Source organism: Skermanella stibiiresistens SB22 (genome assembly GCF_000576635.1).
GTDB lineage: Bacteria > Pseudomonadota > Alphaproteobacteria > Azospirillales > Azospirillaceae > Skermanella > Skermanella stibiiresistens.
Map to the genome: position 1 here is coordinate 1 of NZ_AVFL01000126.1, position 416 is coordinate 416.

1 protein-coding gene is annotated in these 416 nt (G+C 64.4%); it reads right to left on the bottom strand.

The window, feature by feature from the left end; genetic code table 11:
- A partial coding sequence (locus tag N825_RS35765; RefSeq protein ID WP_037462493.1) for a glycoside hydrolase family 2 TIM barrel-domain containing protein occupies positions 1 to 416 on the bottom strand: 416 nt, incomplete at both ends.

Here is a 416-nt window from a genome sequence, read left to right on the forward strand (position 1 = left end):
TCGATATTGGCTTCGTCCACCACGTACAGCCCGTAGCGATCGCACAGCCGATACCACAGCGGGTGGTTGGGATAATGCGAGCAGCGCACCGCGTTGAAGTTGTGCTGCTTCATCAGCAGGATGTCGTGGCGCATCGTCGCTTCGTCCATCACCTGGCCGTGGCGCGGATGATGCTCGTGGCGGTTAACGCCGCGGATCAGCAGCGGCTGCCCGTTAAGCTTCAACAGCCCGCCGCTGATTTCCACCTGGCGGAAGCCGACGTCATAGGCTTCCACCTCGATAATCTCCCCCTCGGGGGAGAGCAGGGCGACGGTGGCGCGATACAGCGCGGGCGTTTCGGCGCTCCACAGCGCCGGGCGTTCCACCGGCAGGCGCAGCGTGACGCGATCGTCATAGGCGCCGCGTTCGTCCACGAT